The organism is Bdellovibrionota bacterium, assembly GCA_035292885.1.
Classification (GTDB): domain Bacteria; phylum Bdellovibrionota_G; class JALEGL01; order JALEGL01; family DATDPG01; genus DATDPG01.
In genome coordinates this window covers 1-6,335 of sequence record DATDPG010000029.1, presented here as the reverse complement: position 1 = coordinate 6,335, position 6,335 = coordinate 1, and the positions used below count along the sequence as shown (strand labels likewise).

The following is a 6,335-nucleotide window of genomic DNA, read 5'->3' as shown; positions in this document are numbered from 1 at the left end:
GGCAACGACTACGCCATAGCACCCGAGAGCTGGACGCGAAGTTTCCCTTTAAGGCGTTCCTCGATCTGGCGGACACGTTCGCGGGTCACGCCGAAATGATGCCCGGCGGCTTCCAACGTAACGGGCACGTCCGACATGAGGCGATGTTCCAAAAGATATCGTTCCCGCGGGCTCAAATCATCATAGACCGCGTCCAACTTCTCCCGAACCTGGTTGCGGAGATCGCGATCGACGAGCTGCGTTTCCGCATCGGGGGAGTGATCCGGCAGTGAATCGCCGAATGAACCCTCCTCTCGATGGGGGACCGGGGCGTCCAAGCTGACGTCCCGCATCTGAATCCGGCTTACGGTTTCTCGAAGATCGTTCTCGGAAACGTCCAGTGCCTCGGCAAGAAGCTTCTGCTGCGGAGCTTCCGCCGCACTGAACGCTGCAATCTTTCGACGGGCCTTGTAAAGGCCGCTGATGATCCGCCGTTGGATTCGTGTCGTCCCCATTCGCACCATGCTCCATGAACGGAGAATGAATGCCTGAATGTAAGCTCGAATCCACCAGACGGCGTAGGAGATGAGCCGATAACCTTTTCGTGGATCGAATCGGTCCACGGCGTGCAAAAGGCCGAGGTTTCCTTCTTGAATCAGATCGCCCAGACGAAATCCGTATTTCGCATATTCCCGCGCGATCTTCACAACAAATCGGAGATTGGAAATCACGAGGAGTTGTCCTGCGTCGCGGTCCCGTTTTTCAAACCACAACTTGGCCAGGCGAGACTCTTCTTCACGGGACAACACGGAGACCTTCCGGATCTCACGGACGTAGAGATCCAGACTGTCCCGAACCGCCAACTGCTTGGGGCTGGTGAGTTCCTTTGCCATAGGCCTACCTCACAATATTATAACAGACGCAGTCTAATCATGAAAATCTGAGCGTCAAGAACCGGGTTTATAACCAACTGAAATTACAACGTAAATGCTACAAAAAGGGTCGCCTCGGCGCCTCGCTTGATCAGGAGAAGGACCGTATCTCCCTTCTTGAGCGACCCCACGATTTTCTTATATTCCAGGACACTCTCCACCCGCTTCCGGTTGATCTCAATGATTACGTCCCCCCGCCGCACTCCTTTTTCAGCGGCTGCCCCGTCGGGGGCCACGCGGTCGACCAGAACTCCCTTCGTCGCGGAATCCAGACCCAACTTTCGGGCGGTTTTCTCGGTTAAAGTGTTCGCGGTCAGGCCGAGTTGATCCGGTTTGCTCGGCGCCTCCGGTTTCTCGGATGGGCCCTCCTCATTTTCTTCTTCGGGCGCCCCCTTCAATTCTCCGACGGCCACCTCCACCTTCTGTTCCTTGCCGTCCCGAAGGAACACGATCGTTACTTTCTTTCCCACCGGCGTGGACGCAACCAGGCGAGGAAGATCGTTGAACTCCTTGATCTCTTTGCCGTCGAAGCTCATGACAACATCCCCGCTTTGGATTCCCACTTTCGCCGCAGGACTGTTTTTCTGAACGCTGGACACCAGCGCCCCCCGCCGATCCTTAAGGCCCATCGACCTGGCCAAATCGGGGTCCACCTTTTGAATATAAACTCCGAGCCATCCTCGCGTGACCGACCCTTTCTCCTTGAGCTGGGAGAAAATGTTTTTCGCGAGATTGATCGGAATCGCGAAGCCGATCCCCTGCGCCGACGCCACGATCGCCGTATTGATGCCGACGACCTCCGCGCGCAAATTCAGTAAAGGCCCGCCCGAGTTGCCCGGGTTAATGGAAGCGTCCGTCTGAATAAAGTTGTCGTACTGACCGAAACCGATCGAACGCTCCTTCGCGCTCACAATTCCCTGCGTGACCGTGTGGGACAGACCGAACGGATTGCCGATGGCCACGACGATCTCGCCGACCTGCAGGTCATCCGAGTCTCCCATTTCCAGCGTTTTCAGCTTGTCCTTCGCCTCGACTCGAATCAGCGCAACGTCGGTTTTCGGATCGGCGCCGACCAACTTGGCCTTATATTCCTGATCCTTGCCGATGATCACCGTGATTTCATCCGCCTTTTCGATCACGTGATTGTTGGTCACGATGTAGCCGTCGTCCGTCAGGATGAAACCCGATCCAAGACTCTGCTGTTTCATCTGAGGCGCGTCCTCCGGCATTTCACCGAAAAACTTCCGAAACAAATCGTCCCCGAAAAAATCCCCGAACGGAGAGGAAGGGTTTTGATCGAAGAAAAAAGGATGCGGCGCGCGGCGGCGAAGAATCTTCGTCGTACCGATATTGACGACGGCCGGGTCGGCCTGTTTGGCGATTTTAATGAAGGTGTCGGCGGCTACAGCTTGCCCCGCCCACGCGACCGTCGCAGGAGATTTTTTCTCCGTTCCCACCGTCTCTTCGGTTTTTCGCGGAAAATATTTGTTGACCGTATCGCATCCCGTCAACAACCCCAGCGCTGCAATTCCAACCATCCACCGTTTCATCTGCAAGGCCTCCCGACAAGGTTTGAGAGCTTACCAGAACGCCGTCGAAGGGAAAGGCGATAGACAATTGCCGGAACGTGCCTATAGTACGCTTCCATAGACGATGCGAACCGTGCCGCCGAAAAAGCAATCCAAGCGTTTTAAATTCACCTTCGGCTACCTGACCCTAGGCCTGCTGGCCCTTCTTCTGTTTAATTTATTCAGCTCTCCGCCTCCGGGCAAAGTCGTCCCCTACTCCGATATGAAGGAAAGTATCCGGAAGAAAGAATTCGACCAGGTCTGGCTCACGGATCAATTTGTGGTAGGTGTTTTGCCCGAAACGGCGGTCAAGTCCCCACCCGCCGGAACGGAAAAACGAATCGGCCAATGGTTTTCGGACTCGAGCCGCGTGGCTGCCGTGCGCCCGGCCGCCGACCAGGACCTGATTAAACTTCTCGATGAAGTCGGAACGAAATATCAGGTCAAATACGAAAATACCGCTTTCCGTGATTTCCTCATGACCTGGATTCTGCCGATCGCCGCAATGCTCTTTCTTTGGGGATTTGTCCTGAAACGAATGGGGCCGGGAACGGAGGTGATGACGTTCGGCAAAAACAAAGCCCGCTTGCAGGCGGAGGCCGATTTGAAAACCACGTTCGCCGACGTCGCCGGCCAAGATGAGGCCAAGGAAGAGTTGAAGGAGATCATCGAATTTCTCCGCGCGCCCAAACGATTCACCGTCCTGGGCGGCAAGCTGCCGAAGGGAATTCTATTGGTCGGCCCGCCGGGAACGGGAAAGACTCTTCTGGGCCGGGCGGTGGCCGGAGAAGCCAAGGTTCCGTTTTTCAATATTTCCGGCTCCGACTTCGTGGAAATGTTCGTGGGCGTCGGCGCGGCGCGCGTCCGGGATCTTTTCCAACAGGCGAAATCGAAAGCTCCGTGCATCGTCTTTATCGACGAGCTGGACGCCGTGGGAAAGGCGCGAGGCATCGGAATGATGGGGGGGCACGACGAACGGGAACAGACGCTCAACCAGATTCTCGTGGAGATCGACGGTTTCGATACGCAGGCGGGCGTGATCATCATGGCCGCCACCAATCGCCCCGAAATTCTGGACCCCGCGCTACTCCGAGCGGGACGGTTCGACCGTCATGTGTTTGTGGGAAGACCCGATGTCAAAGAGCGGCAGGCTATTTTGGAGCTGCATACGAAGAACGTAAAAAAGGGACCCGACCTGAACTTGGAGACCATTGCAAAAAGAACACCCGGCTTGGTCGGCGCGGATTTGGCTAATGTCGTCAACGAAGCCGCGCTCTTAGCCGCGCGTGTGAACGCGACCCAGGTTGAGATGAAACATTTCGAGCAGGCCGTCGACCGCATTTTGACGGGGCTGGAGAAGAAAAACCGCGTCATCAATCGAAAAGAAAAAGAGATCGTCGCTCACCACGAAGCGGGACACGCGTTGGTCGCCGCGCTGGGAAATTCGACCGACAAGGTTCACAAGATTACGATCATCCCGCGCGGAATCGGCGCTCTCGGTTTTACGCTCCAGCTTCCGACGGAAGACCGCTACCTTATGACGCGAGAGGAACTTCTGCAGAAGGTGGATGTCCTCCTCGGAGGGCGCGCTTCCGAATCCATTGTCTTTCAGGACGTCTCCACCGGCGCCCACGACGATTTGCAGAGAGCGACGGAAATCGTCCGAAGCATGGTCACGCAGTACGGCATGGGTAAAACGCTCGGCCCGGTGACCGTCGAACGTGAACGCACGCCTCTGCTTGTGGCTCAGGGGGAAATTTCCACCGGAAAAAACTTCAGCGAAGAGACCGCTCGCCAGATCGACGAGGAAATCAAAGCCATCATGGCTGGTCGCCTCGATCGCGTGATCTCCCTCCTTAAGCAAAATCTGCCGCTCCTCAAGGAAATCGCGCAGGAACTTCTTGAAAAAGAGACGCTCAATGAAGAGGAGTTCCACGCGATTGTCCAGCGCCATCTCGAAAAACCCGTTTCGACCGCGGTCTGAGAATTTCGGGCGTCCGGTCGGTTTTTGAAGGCAGGGGTAAAAAACTCTGGTATACGTCTGCCGCTGTGAAAGCTGACATGCGGGTGAACCTGTGAAAACGATCGATTTCCGAGCTCTTTCCCATTACTCCTCGGATAAAATGCAGAAGATCAACGTCTTGGGAACGGATCGGGTATCCACCGATCTCCTCTGCTTCGAGCCGGGTCAGGCCCAGCGTTCCCACAAGCACGACGACGCCGATAAGATGTATTTCGTCCTGGAAGGTACGGGTCGTTTTACCGTCGGAAGAACGACGCGCGAACTCAAGGCCGGGATGGCCGTCCTGGCCTCGGCGGGCGAGGAACACGGCGTCGTCAATATGGGCGAGGAAAGACTTCTGATCTTGTCCGTCGTAGCACCGGGCGATGCCAAGGGGTAGCTCTACTTCGCGACTACGATCCCTACGCCGCCCACCAGGAGCAGCGCCAGGACGGCAGCCAAGAGCGTCAGCTTGATTTGAATCGAGTCCGACACACAAATTCCTGACAACAAGAATGAGCAAACAAGATGCCAACGTGAATTCTTCGCATATAGTTATAAGTAATTGTATTTACACATTATTTCGTTTCGCGACCGCTGAATAAAACAAAGAATTCAGAAACTTTTTGCGTACTGTGGAAAAGTTTTGGCGGTTCTCCATCCCTGCGCAACGAGAGGCGCGGATGGTTCCCGAGCACTCCGATTTTCTCCGGAAATGTGATACTCGATTAGGGTGCGGGGACGATCAAGTGACGGGGGAGCTGTGCTCCTGACGATCCTGATTCTAATTGTCATTGTCACCGCCATCGGGGTGAGCATGTTGAGCACGACGATATTGAGCGGAAAACAATCGGGTTCGTATCGTGCGCGGGGGAATTTGGAACAGCTCGCGAGCAGTGGATTGGAGCTCGCCCGCTTACGTCTTCAGAATGTTGCACTCGATACCGATGGCGTTATGCATCCTGCGGGTCTCCTGGCGATCTGTACGCCGACGGGAGCCACAGCGTGCACGGTTACTCCCGAACCTTCTTGCCCGGCGGGGAATCCGGATGATTCGGACAAGGGCATCGTAACACCGAACTCGAATGTGATTTGCAATCTCCTCGGAACGTCATTTAAGGACGGGCGCGTGGTTCTCGTACGCAAAGACGACTATACCGACCCTGCGAACGGCTGGGTGTATGCGCAACTTCTTTTAAACGTCGTTGCATCAGACGTGGCCGGCCGGCGGAAGATTCTTCAAGGGGGAATGCTCATGCGTTATGCGCCGAGCGTCTACCCGTTACCGGTTCCGCCCGCGAAAACTCCTTTACCGATCGATTTGCTGGCGCGCCAGTGGCTGAACGATTAGATTACTTTCGTCATTCGCACCAGACGAGTGCACCGGGGCCAGGCATATCAGGCATGTACGGCGCCTTCGGGACCGGCGCGAAAGCGACGCCGGCAATCCTCTTTCTGTATCCCGTCTTTCGGACAGCACTCACTTCAATTTTTCCGAGCCCGAATATCATTTCCACTTCTCTCGCCTTTCTTCCCGACGCGAGCTTGTTGGAACTCAAGATGATCTCGTAATCGGGATACGTAAGAAAAAGAGGGTTCGGTTTTATTTGGCTTCCGGTGGTCGTATTAATGAGCTTGATCTTCCCGTCGCCGAAGAAGAAGGCAAAGTACGGCGGATTCCAATATGCGGGGCTGGCGGGATAGGAACAGGTCGGAATGCTGATGCTGTCATCCAAGATGAGCGTGTCGACCACCGTATCCGTCCCTGCTTCGCACTTTAGGTTGTCGTTGGCGTCGCGATAGATTGTGAACGTGACAGGGACCGAGCGATTGATCGTGAGGCAGTACACCTGT

The 6,335-nt window shown here is 55.5% G+C and carries 6 protein-coding genes; 3 read left to right on the top strand and 3 right to left on the bottom strand.

The window, feature by feature from the left end; genetic code table 11:
• Positions 1-8 precede the first annotated feature (8 nt).
• Together VI895_02430 and VI895_02425 are read right to left on the bottom strand one after the other, a co-directional pair.
• Positions 9-872 carry an RNA polymerase factor sigma-32 gene (locus VI895_02430; protein HLG18656.1) on the bottom strand — a complete coding sequence of 288 codons (864 nt, stop codon included), beginning with the start codon at positions 870-872 and terminating at the stop codon, positions 9-11.
• An 83-nt stretch (positions 873-955) separates the two neighbouring features.
• A complete protein-coding gene (locus tag VI895_02425; protein HLG18655.1) occupies positions 956-2,461 on the bottom strand; it encodes a DegQ family serine endoprotease in 1,506 nt (501 codons plus the stop codon).
• 112 nt (positions 2,462-2,573) lie between these two features.
• Here VI895_02425 and ftsH point away from each other — a divergent pair, with 112 nt between their 5' ends.
• From ftsH to VI895_02410, 3 genes are all read left to right on the top strand, one after another.
• Positions 2,574-4,463: an ATP-dependent zinc metalloprotease FtsH gene (gene ftsH / locus VI895_02420; protein HLG18654.1), complete on the top strand. Its 1,890-nt coding sequence runs from the start codon at positions 2,574-2,576 to the stop codon at positions 4,461-4,463.
• A gap of 91 nt (positions 4,464-4,554) precedes the next feature.
• Entirely contained in the window at positions 4,555-4,881 is a 327-nt protein-coding gene (locus tag VI895_02415; GenBank protein ID HLG18653.1) for a cupin domain-containing protein, read from the top strand.
• A gap of 333 nt (positions 4,882-5,214) precedes the next feature.
• A complete protein-coding gene (locus VI895_02410) occupies positions 5,215-5,832 on the top strand; it encodes a hypothetical protein (GenBank protein ID HLG18652.1) in 618 nt (205 codons plus the stop codon).
• Between the two features lie 10 nt (positions 5,833-5,842).
• Here the strand turns inward: VI895_02410 and VI895_02405 are convergent.
• Positions 5,843-6,335: hypothetical protein (locus VI895_02405; protein HLG18651.1), on the bottom strand; the 493-nt coding region annotated here is incomplete at its 5' end.